At 58.7% G+C, this 17,717-nt stretch carries 12 protein-coding genes; 3 read left to right on the top strand and 9 right to left on the bottom strand.

Features of this window, described 5'->3' with window-relative positions:
- Position 1: 1 nt before the first annotated feature.
- The gene (hmgA, locus tag AAEZ10_RS17435) at positions 2-1,306 is read right to left on the bottom strand and encodes a homogentisate 1,2-dioxygenase (protein ID WP_350570252.1); all 1,305 of its coding nucleotides are present in this window, start codon (positions 1,304-1,306) and stop codon (positions 2-4) included.
- A gap of 163 nt (positions 1,307-1,469) precedes the next feature.
- On the opposite strand from hmgA, the gene AAEZ10_RS17430 reads away from it, so the two are divergent.
- A complete protein-coding gene (locus AAEZ10_RS17430; RefSeq protein WP_024011648.1) occupies positions 1,470-2,249 on the top strand; it encodes an IclR family transcriptional regulator in 780 nt (259 codons plus the stop codon).
- Positions 2,250-2,276: 27 nt separating this feature from the next.
- Here AAEZ10_RS17430 and AAEZ10_RS17425 read toward each other — a convergent pair whose 3' ends face one another.
- The 4 genes from AAEZ10_RS17425 to AAEZ10_RS17410 all read right to left on the bottom strand — a co-directional run bounded on the left by AAEZ10_RS17425 (position 2,277) and on the right by AAEZ10_RS17410 (position 11,771).
- Entirely contained in the window at positions 2,277-5,741 is a 3,465-nt protein-coding gene (locus tag AAEZ10_RS17425; RefSeq protein ID WP_350570250.1) for a dermonecrotic toxin domain-containing protein, read from the bottom strand.
- A 151-nt stretch (positions 5,742-5,892) separates the two neighbouring features.
- Entirely contained in the window at positions 5,893-8,448 is a 2,556-nt protein-coding gene (locus AAEZ10_RS17420; protein WP_350570248.1) for a LuxR C-terminal-related transcriptional regulator, read from the bottom strand.
- A 138-nt stretch (positions 8,449-8,586) separates the two neighbouring features.
- Positions 8,587-9,954 (bottom strand): DUF1329 domain-containing protein, encoded by a 1,368-nt coding sequence (locus AAEZ10_RS17415; protein WP_016771641.1) that lies wholly within the window; start codon positions 9,952-9,954, stop codon positions 8,587-8,589.
- Positions 9,955-9,977: 23 nt separating this feature from the next.
- On the bottom strand, positions 9,978-11,771 hold the full coding sequence (locus AAEZ10_RS17410) for a DUF1302 domain-containing protein (RefSeq protein WP_038860649.1): 1,794 nt from the start codon (positions 11,769-11,771) through the stop codon (positions 9,978-9,980).
- Between the two features lie 710 nt (positions 11,772-12,481).
- On the opposite strand from AAEZ10_RS17410, the gene AAEZ10_RS17405 reads away from it, so the two are divergent.
- On the top strand, positions 12,482-13,939 hold the full coding sequence (locus AAEZ10_RS17405) for an S-type pyocin domain-containing protein (RefSeq protein ID WP_350570245.1): 1,458 nt from the start codon (positions 12,482-12,484) through the stop codon (positions 13,937-13,939).
- Entirely contained in the window at positions 13,939-14,199 is a 261-nt protein-coding gene (locus AAEZ10_RS17400; RefSeq protein WP_071174416.1) for a hypothetical protein, read from the top strand. The genes AAEZ10_RS17405 and AAEZ10_RS17400 overlap by 1 nt, the downstream gene beginning before the upstream one ends.
- A 43-nt stretch (positions 14,200-14,242) precedes the next feature.
- Here AAEZ10_RS17400 and AAEZ10_RS17395 read toward each other — a convergent pair whose 3' ends face one another.
- The 4 genes from AAEZ10_RS17395 to AAEZ10_RS17380 all read right to left on the bottom strand — a co-directional run bounded on the left by AAEZ10_RS17395 (position 14,243) and on the right by AAEZ10_RS17380 (position 17,622).
- Positions 14,243-15,154, bottom strand: a complete 912-nt coding sequence (locus tag AAEZ10_RS17395) for an SDR family oxidoreductase (protein WP_056782986.1) — start codon at positions 15,152-15,154, stop codon at positions 14,243-14,245.
- Between the two features lie 152 nt (positions 15,155-15,306).
- Positions 15,307-16,209 (bottom strand): alpha/beta fold hydrolase, encoded by a 903-nt coding sequence (locus AAEZ10_RS17390; protein ID WP_122747696.1) that lies wholly within the window; start codon positions 16,207-16,209, stop codon positions 15,307-15,309.
- Positions 16,209-16,991: a class II aldolase/adducin family protein gene (locus AAEZ10_RS17385; protein ID WP_073473740.1), complete on the bottom strand. Its 783-nt coding sequence runs from the start codon at positions 16,989-16,991 to the stop codon at positions 16,209-16,211. The genes AAEZ10_RS17390 and AAEZ10_RS17385 overlap by 1 nt, the downstream gene beginning before the upstream one ends.
- 175 nt (positions 16,992-17,166) lie before the next feature.
- Complete coding sequence (locus AAEZ10_RS17380; protein ID WP_056782981.1) at positions 17,167-17,622, bottom strand: flavodoxin; 456 nt, start codon at positions 17,620-17,622, stop codon at positions 17,167-17,169.
- Positions 17,623-17,717 lie beyond the last annotated feature (95 nt).

Genomic DNA, 17,717 nt, shown 5'->3' with positions numbered 1-17,717 from the left:
GTTATCTCCGGGTCGGGTCGAACGTGGCGGGCAGCGAGGCCCAGCAAGCGTCATAACTGGATTGCAATTGAGGGCAGTCGAGGGCGAAACGGCTTGGGCGCAGCACCTGGCTGGTCTCGAACATGAAGGCCATGGTGTTATCGATTTTCGCAGGTGCAAGCTCGGCGTTGATCGCCCTGGTGCAGGTCTCGCCGTCGGGGCCGTGGGCGCTCATGCAACTGTGCAGCGAAGCGCCACCGGGCACGAAGCCTTCGGCCTTGGCGTCGTATTCGCCCTGGATCAGGCCCATGAATTCGTTCATCAGGTTGCGGTGGAACCACGGTGGCCGGAAGGTGTTTTCGGCGACCATCCAGCGCGGCGGGAAGATCACGAAATCGAGGTTGGCCAGACCGTGCACGCTGGTCGGCGAGGTCAATACGGTGAAGATCGAAGGATCGGGATGATCGAAACTCACCGTGCCAATGGTGTTGAAACGGCGCAGGTCGTATTTGTACGGCACGTTGTTACCGTGCCAAGCGACCACATTGAGCGGTGAGTGATTGAGTTCAGTGGCCCACAACTGGCCAAGAAATTTCTGCACCAAAGTAGTCGGGTGCTGCAGGTTTTCGTAGGCAGCGACCGGGGTGAGGAAATCCCGGGGATTGGCCAGACCGTTGCTGCCGATCGGCCCCAGATCTGGCAGGCGCAGCGGCGCGCCATGGTTCTCGGCGAGGTAGCCGCGTGCCTGTGGATCGAGCAGTTCGACGCGAAATTTCAGGCCACGCGGCAGCACGACGATTTCCAGCGGCGCCACTTCGAGTACGCCCAGTTCGGTGGCGATACGCAGGCGACCGAGTTGCGGCACCAGCAGCATTTCACCGTCAGCGTTGAAGAACACCCGCTCCATCGAACGGTTGGCGGTGTAGTTATAAATGCTGATGCCGGACGGTTTCTCGGCGCCGGCGTTGGCGGCCATGCTGACCAGGCCATCGATGAAATCCGTCGGTTCGGTCGGCAGCTCCAGGGGATTCCAGCGCAGGCGATTGGGCGTCACTTCACCCAACGGTCCGCCGGCCAGTTGCCGTTCCAGTTTGACGAACGCCGGGTGGTTGGCCGATGGCTGAATCCGGTACATCCAGGTGCGGCGCGCTTCACTGCGCGGCGTGGTGAACGCGGTGCCGGAGAACAATTCGGTATACAGGCCGTACGGGGCTTTTTGCGGGGAATTCTGGCCAACGGGCAGCGCGCCGGGCAACGCTTCAGTGCTGAATTCGTTGCCGAAGCCGGACTGGTAAACCAGGTCCTGCGCGGTTGAATCGAGGTTCATGGAGCCTCCTGAACAGGGAGTCGGCAATGGCCCATCGCTCTGGCTCAGAGGTCTCGGCACGCCGGGGTTGTTATTATCGTAATCCGATTACGCATAACGTAATTTGCTCGCTATCCAGCGTCAAGCTATAAAGACGCCCATTCGAACCGGAACCGCCAGCCCCATGGAAAAAACCAGCGACAGCAACGGCAAACAGAAAGTCCGCTCCGCCGAGGTCGGCACCGACATCCTCAAGGCTTTGGCCGAGTTGTCACCGTCGACTTCGCTGTCGCGTCTGGCCGAACACGTGCAGATGCCGGCGAGCAAGGTGCATCGCTATCTGCAGGCGTTGATTGCTTCGGGATTTGCCGAACAGAACGCCGCCACCAACCATTACGGCCTCGGTCGCGAAGCGCTGCGGGTGGGCCTGGCCGCACTCAACAGCATGGACGTGCTGAAGGTCGCCGCCCTGCCGCTGTCCGAGTTGCGCGACGAACTCAACGAAACCTGCTTTCTCGCGGTGTGGGGCAATCAGGGCGCAACCGTGGTGCATATCGAACCGGCGGTGCGCGCGGTGACGGTGGTGACGCAATTGGGTTCGGTGCTGCCGCTGCTCAGCTCGTCCACCGGGCTGGTGTTCAGCGCTTACCTGCCGCACCGGGAAACCGATGAATTGCGCGAGCAGGAAATCGCTGTCGCGGAGCATCCGCTCAAGGATGAGACAGCCTATGCAGCGCTGTGTGAACAGATCCGCGAACGCGGTCTGCATCACGTGCATGGTTTGTTGATGCCGGGTGTGGATGCGCTTTCTGCGCCAGTGTTCAACGCGGTCGGCCAGATCGCTGCGGTGCTGACCATCGTCGGCCCGACCTCGCTGTTCCACGCCGACGAAAACGGCCCGGCGGCGCAGCGGTTGTTGGCTGCGACGCGGGCCGTGAGTTGGCGCATGGGTTACGAAAGTTAAGTAATGCTTATGTGCGCTCGAAACGACTCAACGCACCGTGGTCTTGCTCAATGCGCTGTCACCCTCTTGCATCAGTGACTTGAAGAAACCGATCAGCTCATCGGCGGGGTCTTCATGGCCGGTGTAATACGTTACGAGTTCCGCGACCGTGCGGGCGTCTTCAAACAGACTTAGAAAGGAGCGTTGCGCACGGGTAAGTTCTTTAACCGGCGCCCCCGCCGCTGCAGCCTGACCCAATGTCAGCAGTCCGCTCAATACATCCTGCACATGCCCCAGCGCGGCCGAATAATCACCCCGTCGGTGCGACTGCGACGCGTCGTAGATGCTTTTCATCACCTGCACAGCCACCACCACAGTGCCTACGGGTGGCACCACCAGGCTGACGATGTTTGCGGCCTTCAACAGGTTTTCATAAACCAGGGCGGCAATTATTTCATTGAGACTGGTGGTCCGTTCGTCGATGTCACTCAATACACGGCGCACTCGCTCGTCGTGAAAAGTGAACAGATCGGGCAGTAACGAACGCTGCTGCGTGCGAATGACCGGTCGGGTATCAACCGTTGCGACCAGATTATCGAAGTAATCATTGATCACTTTCTGGTCAATCAGCAGTATCCGCTCGCTGTAGTAGGTCCTGAACGGGCCTTTCCGAAAACGAATCGAAGGAATGAACTCGGCGATCGGCCGGAAGCTGACTTGATCCGGCGCGTCAGGCGTATAGAGCAAGTCGAAGAAACCTGACGATAACTTCAGTCGAAAAATATAAACGCCACCCACTGTACGGTCCCCGGCAGCCGTCAGACCCAGCGTGCCGATGTTGAATTTATACAGCCCGATGTCGCCTTCGGAGACGCTATTGACGATTGATGGATAGCCGCCACCTTCTTTCAGATTGTCGATAACCCGTTGGACAGCAGAGAAAGATTCAGTGGTTAATCTGCCGTTGGTAAAGTCGGCAAACGCATTGCGGTACATCTCACAACGGATTTTCCGGGCGTGTACAGCGCGTTTGAATGAGTAATCAGGATGGGCCTTGTTCTGATATTGCTCTCTCAGCATGGCGGTATATCTGTCGCCGGGACGGAATGTTTTCGACAGCGAGGACAGGTCGCGGATATCCAGTTTTTCAACGATGGGATGGCCGTTGACCAAATAGTATTTCGGGCTGAATTTCGTTTCGTAGGACGGGTGCGCCGCTTCAAAAGCGAGTCCTTCAAGCAAAACGTCGGTAACGCTCTTACGAAAGTCTTCGGTTTGCACAATGATCTGGTCGGGATCGACCGAAACGTTACTGCCACGCGAACGCAAAATGTCTTCGATCTGAGCTTTCACCGAGTCATAAGTGAATTGCTCGAATGTCGGAAAACCATTGTCTCGCGCATCAACCATGGACAGTGCCTTGAATTCGGTGCTCAGACGCGAATAGCGCTTGCGGCCCTCGACGCCAAGTGCTCGATAACCGGCCGGTGCAATGGCCTTGTGCAAGGCAACTTCGGCGCGGTAAGCGGCATTTGCGTAATCAGCCAGCTGTGCTTTGGGATTCAGGCCGAGATCAACCGGTCGGCTATCGAGCGTATAGCGATAGCTCAGTTGTGTACGAGCGCTGCCGAGCAACTCACCCGCTTCGTGCAGATAGTCCGGATGGATCAGCAATGCAGCGTATTCACGATCTGCGGACAACGCCGACTCCAGCCAGCGGTTTGCCGCGTAGATATCGGCAAATTTATGCAGTTCGAATTCACCGGCAGGCGATTTGATCAACATCAGCGACGGTACATACTCTCGGGCCGAAATGATCAGGACCTCTTTCAACGCCGGCACCTGGGATCGGATTCGCATTCCCTGAACCGTCACCGCAGGATCATTGGCCATGGCCCGCGCGATGATATTGGCATCAGTGGAATCCAGTTTCCCGGAGTGACGAGCAACAAAAGCCGCGAACTCCATCTGACTGCAGAGATAGTTGCGATAAGCCTCTTGGTAAGCCACCGAGGGCGAGTATGCAAGACTGCCGGTAAATTCCAGTCGCAGGTTACGATTTTCCAGCCACTGTTCAAGCGCTACTGCCGTCAACCGACTTCCGGCGGGAGCGCCGATTATAGTCAGAGCCGCTTTATAACCAGTGTCGTGCAGCCCGAAAACAATAAACTCCGTCAGCGTTCGGGTTTCTTCCTGTTCGATAGTACGCCCGGCAATTTGCAGACTGTACGAGCTATGGACACTTATCGATTCCGGATCCAGTTGTTCACCAAGTACCCTGTCCGCCCATTCGGCGAATGTGCGCACTACATAATCCTTGAATGAAAAACAGGCATCGAAGGTGTTTGAGTAGACAGCCTGGTATTGATCCCGCGACTCTTCAAGCTCGCTATAGCGCTGTTGCATATCGCTACCCGCGGCATGCAGCCATAGCGGCCAATCGGTGCGTTTCAATGCAGCCCACAGCAGATAGAAGCGGGTTTCGATGCCGTAACGCAGCACATGCAGGCCTTGATTGTCCTGCAGCATGGAAGTCAGCGGTTTTGCCAGTTGTTCCTGGCCACCGATCAAGAGTGAAACACTTTCAAGCTGACCCTTGAGGTGAGCCTCGGCACAAAATGCATGAGGACTTTGCGCAGCTTTCAGATACCTGATCTGGTCTCCACCCAGGGACAGTCGCTGCTGAAGTTTGCTATGCAGATCGATATTTTTTTCAAAAAATTCAAAGCCGTTTTCCGGCGTATGCAGCAGATAAGAGGTTGACTCATTCACCAGCGGCATTTCTGCATCCGCACGCTCGGCGTTGTCCAGAACGAAACAAGGCTGAAGCGACAGCAGGTAATCCTGTTCAGGTTGCAGCCTGACTTCAAACGCTGCGCGACCGCCATCTGCGTCAAGTAGATGAGCGAATCGCTCGCCCAACCAGGCGTCAAAATTATTGGCCATGACCGACAGCGAAAGCTCTGCACTGGTGACCACGGCGCAGGCTTCGATGAAAGCCTGCTTATTGGACAACGGTGCCGTGTCCGGTCGCATGGACCTGGCTGGCGCCGCCCAGAACTTTGCGATCTCGGTTTGCAATGTCTTTTGCAACCCGGTGGTCACCGCAGCAATCAGATCCTCGACAATAAGGACATTGAGAGCACTGACCTTGAACTGCTCATTCCGGGTGTCCGGCAGAGAATAAACCCCATCCCCGCCCATTATGTAAGCGGGGCTGACATTATTATCAAGACAATGAACAGTCACTTCCCAAAGAGTGCCAGAAGGACGACTTCCATTATCGGGAAAAGCCGAGTCCGTATTGATATAAACCTTGTCAATATCGATTGTCTTGCCCAAACGCTTCAATTCACTGCCAAGCATGCTGCGAAGAATATCCAGCACGCTCGGCATGGCGTCGACAATCTTGAAAAGATCTTCTTTTGCCTGGATTGCTTTTTCCCACTCTTCAGGCCAGGTAACTTGCTCACCCAAAGAACCACGCATCAGACTTTTATATAACTTGACCACATCTTTTCCTTACTTGACTATCCAGAGCTGCGAACACAGCCACTGTAGATAGTTGCAAGGTAGTTTCTTTTTCAGGCAACTTGAAGGGAGAACAATTTACAAAACATGCCAACAAACACATGCAATCTTTTGTACTGCAAAACATCACAACCTAAATCAGTATCCCCATCAACTTTGCTTTTGCCACCGCTTGAGTTCTGCGCTCCACACCCAACTTTCCATTAATACGCCGCGCATGGGTTTTTACTGTATGCAATGAAATAAACAGTTGTTCGGCAACCTGCTGATTCGAAGCACCCTGAGCAATCAATGCCAGCACTTCGCGCTCGCGTCGACTGAGGCCTGGGGCATGATCAGCGTTATCGCTCAGCCAGACAGGAATCTGCTTGCCACACGCCGTGCCGACGCTGCCTCGGCGTAATTCCCACTCGCGCATGGCTTGCTGCAACCGGCAGCGCTCCGCCAGCGTTGCGGCTCGCTGGAAAGCTTGCTGCGCCGCCACCGTGTCACCGTTCGATTCGGCCAACTGGGCGAAGGCCAGCAGCAACTCTGTTTCTGCCGCCAGCATGCCCTTGGCCTGAGCGCGTTTCAGCAATCGTTCAATGGTGGGCAGAGCGGTTTCGTCAGGGACCGATTGCGCATTCGCGCAGGCCAGCAGGTATTCGATGCGGATAATCAGCTCGAACGTCGCGGGTGGCGCCTGCAACGCAGAAGGTCCCCGGTAATGCCGTAACAGTCGGCTCAACGCTTCTTGGACAAGATGCGGTCTGCCCTGCTGCAACCAGAACTGGCTGCTGACCTGCAATACAACCCCGCGATAGACCGTATCGGGAATCTGCCGCTGCTGCATGACCCTTTCGGCCTCGCGCAGGCGCTCGAAAGCGCAGGCATAATCGCCGCGATTGCCGGCCAGTTGCGCCTGCCCCAGATAACCATACAGGACCCGCTTGTCCTGGCTGCGCAAGCAATCTTCAAGGCCTTGGCTGAACAGCTGCGCAGCCTGCTCTTCAAGGCCCATGCACAGCGCCAGTCGTCCGCGTCGCAGGGCGATACGGCCGAGCAGCGGCGTGGGCACCATGCTGCGTTGACGCAGCAAGTGCTCGATCTCCACCAGCAGGCTTTCCGCACGCAAAGGCGCGCCTCGCTGCTCGAGCCATTGCGCATGGTCAAGCTCAAGCAAGCCTTCGAACAGCAACGAGCCGTGAGCCCGCGCCAGGCACAGCGCCTCGCGGTTGAGGGCATGGGCCTGATCGAGCTCACCGCACAGCAACGCCTGCTGGGTCAGTCCCGACAGGCACATCACACGGGCCTGCCAGGCCTCGTCAGCCAGCGCAGACAACGCCTCCTGAAAGCAGGCGCGTGCCGGCTCCATTTGCCCTTGCAGGTGAAACAGCCATCCCTGTTGCGCCTGCCAGCGGGCCAGCAGTTGCTGTTCCAGCTGCGCTGTCGGTTGTGGCATGAAGCGGCCGAGATGAGCCAGGCATTGCCCGGCCTGTTCGAACCGGCCGGCAAACAATAAGGCGCCCGTGACCAGCACGATCAGCTGGGGTGTCATCAGGGTCAGCTGCTGGCTTTGCTGCTCGTGCAAACGCAACAGCAGGACGACCGTCTGGTCTTCGAACAAGTCTTCGAAGCCGAAATGCTGCAACAGGCTGACGGCAGTTTCGTATTCCTCGGCCAACAACGCTTGCTCGAACGCCGCTCGCCAATCCTGCGTCGCGCTGAACCACTGACAGGCGCGCCGGTGCCAGGAACGCGCACACGGCCAGTGCGACTCCTGGATGATTCGCGACAGCGGGCGGAACACCTGGAGCCAGTCAGCGGACGCTTGCCAAGGCTCGATGAAGCAGCCGAGCACTTGCAGATCACGCAGCAGCTGAGCGCCTTCGCCAGGGCCGAACAAATGCTCGCATAACGGCGCGTTGAACCGTGGCAGATGAGCCAGCACACGCCATGCCTCGTCCTGCTCCGGGGTCAGGTTGCTGAACAGTTCGTGCTGCAGATAATCGAGCAGAGTGTCGACACGCTGCTGCGGTTGCAGGTTTTGCGACCAGTCGCACTGTTGCAGGAGCGCTATGCGCGCCCCCGCGCACCAGCCGCCGGTACGCTGGATGATACGGGCAGCGACACGCTCCGCCTGGTCTGGCGGCAAATGGTGCAGGACCGATACCACTTCATCGTGAGTCAGCGCCAGGCTGGCGCTTTCGAATTCGTAGAGTTCGTCATCGAGCAACAGGCGCGGCCAGTTGCACTGCGGCCGGCGGCGAGTGCTGATCCACCAAGTGAGCGCCGGGCTGCTGACCGTCAGCAAGCGATCCAGCAGAGCATCCACAGCCGGATCCGGCAGCCGACTGTAATCGTCGATAAACAGCGAAGTCGGCCTCGACCAATGGGCCAGCTCCGCCATCAGTTGCGTATCGTCGAGGCCTTCGACCAGCCCGAGCGCCCGCGTCAGACGCAGGCAGAATTCTTCGCTGCTGAGCGCCGCTCCCGCCAGCGGCAGCCAGATTGCCTCGCACTCTGCACGCGCCTGAAGAAGACATTCGGTGAGCAGTGCGGTTTTGCCACTGCCCGCGGGCGCGCACAACAGCTTCACCCGCGCGCTGGATGCCAGCAAAGGTGCGCTCAAACGGCTGCGAGGTTGATGATGCGAAGAAAGCCTGGGCAAAAATCCGGGTCGATCCAGGCACGGGGTCATGGCGGTCATCGGGTGAGCCTTCTTATCGTTGTGCGCTCACCCTAGCCCTCTCCCGCGCCCTTGTTGACGAGTATTCAGCACGCTGATCGATGGCCATAAAAAAGGCGACCGTGCGGTCGCCTTTTGTCCAGCGGTGCAGCAGACCCGTTACCGCACGCCCTCGGCGCGCAGGGCCGACGGAGTGTAATCGGCAGCCTTGGCTTCGAAGCCGAATTCGAAGCTGTGCTTCTCTTCGTTCTTCATGCCCAACGCAATGTAGCGGCCGGCAATGATGTCGTAGAGCGCTTCCAGCGTGTAAGCCTGGGCCTGATGATCGTAGTAGTACTGGGCGTGACCTTCGGCGACGCGCCACAGTTGCCCGCGACCGTCGTAGTGATCGGCCAGTGCCACTTGCCAGCTGTCCTCGTCGATGTACATGTGGCGCTTGGCGTAGATGTGCCGCTCGTTCGGTTTCACCGTGCCGATCACTTCCCAGACGCGGTGCAGTTCGTAACGGGTCAGGTCCTGATTGATGTGCCCGGCCTTGACGATGTCGTCGTACTTGAGCTTCGGCGAGTCGAGCTTGTAGCTGTTGTAGGGAATGTACATTTCCTTCTTGCCGACCAGTTTCCAGTCGTAGCGATCCGGCGCGCCGGAGAACATGTCGAAGTTGTCGGAAGTCCTCAGGCCATCGGCCGCTGTACCCGGGCCGTCATAGGCCACTTGCGGTGCGCGCCGGACCCGGCGTTGACCGGCGTTATAGATCCACGCCAGACGCGGTTCCTTCACCTGATCGAGGGTTTCGTGCACCAGCAGCACGTTACCGGCCAGCCGCGCCGGGGCGGTCACCGATTGCTTGAAGAAGGTCAGCACGTTGGCGGCTTTATCCGGGTCGATGTCTTTCATCAATTGCGGCACGGCGATCTCTTCTTCGAAGCGGATCGGCGTGTAACTGCCGTTGGTCTGCGGCGTGACTTGGGTGATGATCCGCCGCAGATTGCCACCGTGGTAGCGGGTGATGTGGTTCCACAGCACCTCGACGCCGTTCTTCGGAATCGGGAAAGCGTAGTAGCGATTGCCAGTGAAATTGGCCAGGCCGTTGCCATCGTTGATCGCGTTGACGTTCAGCGCGCTGCGCTTGGCCGACTCGTAGATTTCCGCTGGCGCACCCACGGTGCGGTGGGTCGGGTAGACCGGGATCTTGTAGGTTTCCGGGTAGCGTTTGAACATCGCCACCTGGCCATCGGAGAGCTTGCTTTTGTACTGCTCGACGTTCGCGGCGGTGATGGTGAACAACGGTTTTTCGTTGGCAAACGGGTCGGCGAGAAAGCCCTTGCTGTCCACCGCACCGGCGTTTTTCGGGATGCCGCCGGTCCAGGCCGGGATCGAACCGTCCGCATTGCCGGCCTTCTCGGCGCCGAGCGGGGTCAGGCTGGTGCCAAGTTTGTTCGCCTCATCCGGCGACACCGCCGCCATCACGTTGGCGGCCAGCAGACTCAAGGCCAGCACGCCACATTGCAGAATCGTTTTGCGCATTGCAGTCATCCTTCTCGGGCAGATCAGAAGTTCACGCCGAAGCTCAGGGCCACGAAGTCACGGTCTTCGAGGACGTTGTAGTCGCCACCGAAAAAGTCGGTGTAACTCAGGCTTGCGGTGTAGGTGTTGCGGTAGTCGGCATCGACGCCGAAGCTGATGGCTTTCGCACCTTCGTTGAACAGACCGTTGGGGCCGTAACCGGCGACGTCATGGGACCACGACAGGTTGGGCTTGAGGTTGATCCCGCCGATGACGTTGGCGTAATCGAGAATCGCCCGGGCGCGATAGCCCCACGAAGTCGAGGTGACGAAGCCGTCGGTATCGCCGCCGAATCCGTACTGACCGTAGACCGAATCACGGCCGTAACGCAGCTCACTGCGGGACTCCAGACCACCGACATGCACCACCGCCGCTTCGCCGACCACAGTCAAACGTTCGGCGCCGAGCACCTGATCGAAGAAGTGCGTGAGGGTGCTCTGGATCTGCGTGACTTCCTTGCGCCGGTAGCCTTTGTTGTCCGCACCCGGCGAAGTAGCGAGTGGCGATGCGGTGCCGCCGGCAATCGGGTTGACCAGCGCCAGGGTCAGGTCGTTGGTGTTGACCTGCACCGGCGCGTTCGGCCGGTAGCTGACCTCGCCGGTCCACGCGGTGCCGGTGGGCAGCGTGGTGGAGAAACTCGCGCCGTACAGACGAATGTCTTCCGGATATTCGAGGTAATACTGACCGCGCCCGAGCATCACGCTTTGCGCCAGCCCCGCACCGCTGCCAGGCGCGAGGCCGTTGGCAATGCCGACCATGCCTGGCAATGCCGCCAGTGTCGACAGCCCCGCCGTGGTGGTGCCGACCGTCGGCGTACGGCTGTGGTAGTTCATGAAGTAGAGGCCGTACTCGGTGTCTTCGCCGAGCCAGCGCAGCGCCGTGCCCCACTGCCCGGAATCGCGCGCATCGCGATCGCCGCCACGGGGAATCACCACGCCCTCGCGGGTGACCTGAATGCCTTGGCCGAACGCGGTGGTCAGCGGCACCAGTGGCGCCACCGCCGGACTGCCGACGGTGTAGCCGTTGTTGCAACCATCCGCCGCGACGTCGACGCCAAAGAAGGTGCCGCAGTTGTCGAGAACGGTCTGGTCCCACTCCAGTTGGTAGAAGCCTTCGACCGAAAGTTTGTCGGTCAGGCTCTGCGAACCAAACAGCATGTTCACCGGAATCAGGCCTTCCTTGATCTCGGCACCGGGACGGCGAAATGCTGAGACGTCAACCGGGTTGATGCTGTTGATCGAGTTGCCGATAAAGGTACTTTCGCCCCAGCTCACCACCTGCTTGCCGGCCCGCACGGTGCCGGGCAAATCAGCGATGGCGTAGTTGTGATAAACGAAAGCATCGAGGATCTGCGCGCCGGAAGACTTGGCGCCTTCCTTGCGGCCACTGTCGCTGATCTGTTTGAACTCGCGGTCTTCGTCCTTGAGTTCGAAGTCGTACCAGTATTTGCCCCGCACGAACACGCCGGTATCGCCGTACTTCAGTTCGAGGTCGTGGATACCCTTGAAGATTTTCGAGAAGGTTTCGCCCTTCTTGAAATTCAGCCGCCCGTCATCACCGGTGGACGATTGTCCGCTGCCGCCATTTACCGTGCCGACCAGCGAACTGTCGGCATCGCGCAGGCCCCAGCTCGCGCCGACCGAAAGTGACGAGTCGAAGGTGCCTTCGATTTCGCCGATGTTGAAGGCGACCGCGTGCGCCTGGGCGCCGCAACCCAGAGCCACCGCAGCGGCAAGCGCCTGCGGTGTGAAGATGGCGCGCATTGTTGTTTTTGTCATGCGTCTTCCCCGGTGAGTGACAGAAGGCCCCACCCTACTGCCGGGCGCTGCGGTCGATAAGCGCACCAAGGAGGTATTTGCGTTGTCGCTCGAAAGGATGAATGGCCTTGCACGGCGGGGCCTGGGGCGGTTCATGGACTGGCTGGATAGCGCGTCATCAGCGCCATCCATGCGCACGCCACTGTTGCGCGCCCCGTAACAGTGCATGTCTGGAATCGGTATTTTTCCTACAGGCTTGAGACCTTATTCTGATCGCGCTTTCCCGGCACACGCCGCAAAGCGCGAAGCCCGCTACGCTGAATCGCGAGCGACTGGCTACAGATTCTGGATAAATCGATGTTTTCGGTTTACCGCCCCGGTGTTCACTGACGTTGATTTGTAGCTCCTTGATCCAACGTCTTACCTTGGCCGCTGCGTTTGCAGCGGCCTTTTTTATGGGCGTTCAAAAAGGCTGGATAGCGGTTCGGCAAAGCTTGCGATCAGCGCGTCAGACATTTCTTCGAAGCTCGGATGAATACCCTCTGCATCGATAAAAACCAGCGAAAACCCTTTCGACATAACGCCCTGTTACTGACGGGCTTCTCGGATTTGATTACCGCCACTCTGAGGTAACTTGAAACACCTCAACCATTCGCTGGTGACACGGATGTCATCGCCACCCGTGCGCACTTTTCGAGCGAGTGAAAACGCACATTCAAAAGGACATGAATATGCCAAAGCCTCCACCGTTAGAACTGGATCTGCGCCAGCGTGACATTGCCGAAGCGATGCGCCGGGAGCAGGAAGAAATCCGCGCACGCGAACAGGCGCGTCTGGCCGCGTTGGCGGAGCAACAGCGTCGGGATGCCGAACAGGCTCGATTGGCGGCTGAGACCGCGCGCCTTAATGCCGAGGCTGAAGCTCGGGAGAAAGAGCGGCTGGCTAAGTTGAAAATCGCCCAGGCCGAGGCACAAGCCAAAGCTGAAGCAACGGCGCTGGCCCATGCGGCAGAACAGCCTCGGTTACAGGAGGACAGGAAGCATGTCTTTCCGTCCTCTGGAGCAATGGCCAGCAACGGCCCGGCCGTTTCTTTCGCTTCGACAGCCGTCCCGCTCAGCCCGGCTACCTCGGCGGGAATACTCAATGCGCTACGTACCGCCAAAGCGACCCTGACAGCGACGGGCACGGCGCTGTTCGGCAGTCCAGTACTGATGGGGTTCGCAGCGCTATTGATGCCGTCATCTCTGGGCAACGGCGAACGCTTCGCCATGAGCGTTCCACTGGCCGAGTTGTCGTCCGAGCCGGCCGAGACGCTACATGAAATCGCGGACCGGCAGGGTAGTTTGGAGATGCAGATCGGGCTAGGCGTCAGGCGACTCGGGGCTGGCACGCAAGTGTTCGTCGCTACGAGTGATGACTTCCATATTCGCTCAAGTGTGCTGGTCCTCAATGCCGCATACGATTTGCTCAACGACGTATACGAGGTCGCACTATCGGACTCGCCTACCGACTTCCTGACCTGGACGCCGGCAATCTCGCCGGGCGACCAATCGACCGCTTTGCCAATAGTGGATACCGGTTCGCCCGCCTATTCCGGCGCTTCCGTTGTTGCGGTTGAAGGGCGGCTGGATCTGAACCCGATCCTGATTGAAGGCTGGGATCGATTCATCATCGTGTTTCCGGATGATTCGGGGATTGAGCCGCTTTATGTGGTGTTCAGTAGTCCTTATGAAGGGGCGACCGAAGAGGGGAAGCACAGCGGGCGTAGTTTCAACCCTGACGAGATTGGAGATGAAATATCAGATTTGCAGTGGGCAACAGCCGCTGTTTCATCGGAAGGAACGGACATCGTGAAGTTACACATTTCAAAGTTTCCGCAATCAGCTGCCAATGACGTAATGCTTGATCGCCTGGAGCGAATCGCTCGCGGAGAACTCGAAGCTTCCGACACTGACAAACGTTTCTACACTCACGAGATAAGGGAGTTCGAAAGATTCAGAGCCTTAGGCTTTGGTGATACCGAGATGCCAGAGATCGGGTCACCGATCTGGAATAACGTGCATACGGCAACGTTGGAAGATTTCCAGTTGAAAGACGATCCCGCACTTCTCTACACGCCCGAAGCACTGGCTGCAGCAATGGAGCAGGAAGAACGTGATTACCAGAAATTGCTGAAGGAGATGTGGTAATGAGCACCGTTGAGATGATTGTTAAAAATGAACCTCTGGATGACATAGTTACGGTGTTCGCGTTACTTCAGGCAACGCCACATCTGGACATGATGATCAGACGCCACAATCGAGACCTGATCGACGAGCATGGGACCCTGGAAGCATCGTACGCTCGGCTCTTCGCTGCCGGGATTTTGCTGGAGGGAGAAAAGGGCCTAGCTATCAAAGGACCTAACTGGAAGCCGCCCAAGTTCATGACAGAAAAAAGATACATTTGAAAACTGGAGCCACCCGCCGCGAGGGTTGGTGGCTCCGTTAATTTCAAATCGAATACTTCTGCAAATTCGCCATCATTTCCTTCAACGCTTCAATATTGTCCTTCGGGTGCGCCGCCCCTTCGAAATCACAAATCTGCTGCCAGTGCGCCGCGACGTCTTCCGGCGAGAACCCCTCGCGCGGATCGAAGCCGGCACCGAGGCTGCGTTCCCAGCGCACCTTGCCCATCCAGCCGCCGCCGACCTCGAACAGGCCGGACGTTTCCTGGCATTGCTCGCTGGCCAGGTACACCACCAGCGGGCTGACCAGTTCCGGCTTCAGTTGCTCGAATACTTGCGGCGGGATCAGGCCTTCGGTCATGCGCGTGCCACCGGTCGGAGCGATGGCGTTGACCAGAATGTTGTTCTTGCGCCCTTCTATCGCCAGCGTTCGGGTCAACCCGTAAAGCCCGAGTTTGGCCATGCCGTAGTTGGACTGACCGAAATTGCCGTAAATGCCAGAAGTCGACGCAGTGAAAATCACGCGACCGTAGTTTTGCTCGCGCAAATGCGGCCAGGCAGCACGGGTAACTTTGTAGGCGCCTTCAACATGGACGCGATAGACCAGATCCCAATCGGCGTCGTCCATCTTGTGAAATGACTTGTCGCGCAGGATCCCGGCGTTGTTCACCACGACGTCGACGCGGCCGAAGGCATCGAGGGCGTTCTGTACCAGTTTGTCGCCGTCAGTCACCGAGTCGTGGTTGGCTTCGGCAATACCGCCGGCCTCACGGATTTCCGCCACTACGCGGTCGGCAGCCGAAGCGTTGGCGCCCTCGCCCTGCGTCGAGCCACCGAGATCGTTGACCAGCACCTTGGCGCCCTGTCTGGCGAACAGCAGCGCATGGGCACGCCCGAGGCCGCCACCGGCGCCGGTGACAATCACGACTTTATCTTCAAAACGCACAGGTTCATTCATCGCGGCAACTCCAGCAGGCCAAGGGATATTGCCCCGAGTGTCAGGCACGGCGCTTTGGGTCACAACGAACACGGCTGCGGCTGAATGGTGCGCGATAAGGCTGAGGGATGATCGAGTGTCCGGACGCCGGGAGCCCGTGCTCTCGGCGAGAATCAGGAGTAAGCCACCTTGCGCGGAGGCAATACCAGACGATCGCGGAACGCCAGATAGTGCTTGAGTACCAGCACCGGCGCCTCGGTTTGCGGATAGTGGCCGATGCCGGGTAAGAGCACGGTGTCTGCATCAGGGATCAGTTCGCGATATCGCTCGACCATGTGCACGCCGGAGATCGGGTCAAATGCGCCATCGATCACCCGCAAGGGAATGTCACCCTGCTGCATGGCCGTCACCCAGCGCTCACGTTGCACCCGGCGCTCGGGGATGTAAGTGATCAATTTATGCAGGATGCGCGGGCCATGGTTGCTTTCGACCAGACTCCAGTAGTCATCCAGCTCGCTTTCAGTGGGCTGGGTCTGCGCGCCGAAGATCTGCCGGAAACCTTTGACCAGCGCCTCACGGCTGAAGGCGCGGCCGAGCAGCCAGCCAATCGGGCTGAGCAGCAGTTTCTGCATCAGCAGCGGACGATGGGTTTCCGGAAACAGACCGCCATTAAGGAATACGCAACTGGCCACTTCAATGCGTTTTTCGTAGTGCCGAGCGAGCAGCTCCTGAGCAACGCTGTCGCCGTAGTCGTGGGCGAGGATGTGCACGGCTTGGTCAACCTGCAGATGGGCGAGCAGCGCCTGTTGCAGATCGGCCTGTTCCAGCAGGCTGTAGGTGTGATTGCGCGGTTTTGCCGAATCGCCGAAACCGAGCATGTCGCAAGCGATCACCTGATAACGCTGCGCCAGTGGCTGCCACAGGTAGTGCCAATCCCAACTGGCGGTGGGAAAACCGTGAATCAGCAACAGCGGTTCACCCTGCCCGACTGTCCAGTAGCGGATCGACTGGCCACGAAAGACTAAAGTCCGGCTGCGCTTGCGCCAGACACTCAGAGGAATCTCGGCGAGTGGCATTAGAATTTATACCCCGGATCCTGCAGGTCGAGTTTGCGCAGCAGCGCCGGCCACGCCAGCGCGCCGCCCATGCCTTGAGCGCTTTTGGTGACGCCGGCAATCATTGCCTTGGCGCCGGCGAGAATCTGCGGTTCGATGGCGATCAGTTCGGCACCTCCCGTCTGCGCCATGACCTGAATGTCGCAGGCTCGCTGGAAGGTGAACATCATCAGAAACGTATCGGCAATAGTGCCGCCACAAGTCAGCAGACCGTGGTTGTTCAGCATGAGGAAATTGTTGTCGCCGAGGTCGGCTTGCAGGCGCGCCTTTTCTTCATGATTCAGGGCCACGCCCTCGTAGGCGTGATAGGCCAGGCTCGACAACACAAACAGTGACTGTTGACTGATCGGCAGCACCCCCTGCCTTTGCGCCGACACCGCAACGCCTGACGCAGTGTGCGTATGCAGCACGCAAACCACATCGTGGCGCACTTCGTGGACGGCGCTGTGAATGGTGTAGCCGGCGGGGTTGATTTCGTAGGGGCTGTCCATGAGTTTGTTGCCGGCCTGATCGACTTTCACCAGGCTCGAAGCGGTGATCTCGTGGAACATCAGGCCAAACGGATTGATCAGGAAATCTTCGGTGCCGGGCACCTTGGCCGAGATATGCGTGAAGATCAGATCGTCCCAGCCGTGCAGCGCGACCAAGCGATAACAGGCGGCAAGATCGACACGGGTCTGCCACTCGGCAGCGCTGACCTGATCTTTGACGTTCGGTGACGATTGGACGGGGGCTACGCTCACTGTATGCACCTCTGCGTTCTTCTTGTTCTGCTCGTGTCAGCAGTCTAGTCAGGCGCAGGGAATCGCGTAGTTGCATTGGCAGCCAGCTTGATGACTGAACGAGTCAGCCGGGCAAACAGCCTTGACCCGTTTCAACGCAACAACGCTTAAAAGGTGCAGCGATTACTGCCCGCAATCAGCCCTTGAGCGCTTCAATCAACTGCGCCAGCCACGGCTCGGCATCGGTTTCCGGCGTGACGCTTTCGCTGGCGTCGATGCGCAGCATTTCCTGAACCTCGTTTACCCCCAGTTCGGCAAACAGTTCGCGCATCTGCTCGCCACCGCCGCAGAAGGTGTCGCCGTAGCTTGCGTCACCGAGGGCAATCACCGCGCCGGGCAGGCCGCGCAACGAAGCAGGCAACTGATCGCGCAGGGTCGAATACAACGGTTGCAGGTTGTCCGGCAGCTCGCCCATGCCAGTGGTCGAAGTGACGGCCAAAAGAGCCTCAGGAGCGAACGCCTGAATATCGGCCAGCGCGGCCCGCGAGTTGTAGAAGGTTTCAAAGCCGGCGGCTTTCAGCAGGTTCTGGGCGTGGCGGGCGACTTCTTCGGCGGTGCCGTAGACCGAACCTGAGAGGATGGCGACTTTCATCAATCTGATCCTGGAACTGAAAAAAAAGAGCCGCGATAGTAACAGCCCATGCCGCGAAGTTGCGATTGGCTCTCAATGCAAGCTGCTGGCCTATA

The organism is Pseudomonas sp. H26/SER47-MNA-CIBAN-0231 (assembly GCF_040310465.1).
GTDB classification, from domain to species: domain Bacteria; phylum Pseudomonadota; class Gammaproteobacteria; order Pseudomonadales; family Pseudomonadaceae; genus Aquipseudomonas; species Aquipseudomonas atacamensis.
Note: the sequence above shows the minus strand (reverse complement) of the source record. Positions and strands in the feature narration are given on the sequence as shown.